Source organism: Polaromonas sp. P1_G2, from assembly GCF_056405515.1.
Genome location: NZ_JBFUBY010000917.1, coordinates 1 through 511 on the forward strand (window position 1 = coordinate 1; position 511 = coordinate 511).

At 60.3% G+C, this 511-nt stretch carries 1 protein-coding gene; it reads left to right on the top strand.

All coding sequences use genetic code 11. From position 1 onward, the window contains the following. Positions 1–418, top strand: a 418-nt coding sequence (locus AC1D0P_RS28330; RefSeq protein ID WP_477679776.1) for a hypothetical protein, incomplete at its 5' end; no start/stop codon positions are given. Positions 419–511 lie beyond the last annotated feature (93 nt).

Consider the following 511-nt stretch of genomic DNA (forward strand, 5'->3'; position numbering starts at 1 on the left):
AGATCATCCCATGCGGCTGTGTTCATTCTGGATTTCCGTCGTGAAAAATCGAGCCATGCCATCCGGCCGGCGCACGATCCATAGACGCAAAATTGCATGGACGCATGCTTCAGCCATGAAAGACCCGTTTCATGCGCGCCTCTACAGCCACGCCGGCCTCGGCACTACGTCTGCGCTATTCCAACCGATGGAGACGAAAATGTCCAGAGACTGGTTCACACTGACCCGTAAGCCGTTGCTCACCAAGCATTCCGATCCGCTGGCAGATCCACTCGACGGCGGCGACTGGCAAGGTCTCGAATGGACCCTACCCTTGCTTGCCCGCATGTCCGGCGGCGATCGGCAGTCGCCGACGGATGGCGCGCTGCCACACCCGCACGCCCGAATTCAGACGCGCTCGCCGTTCCTGATCCGGTAAGTCGGCTGATACATGGTGACCAATTCTTCGGCCGCAGTCGGATGCACCGCCATCGTGCGGTCGAAATCGTCCTTGGTGCAGCCGGCCTTGAGC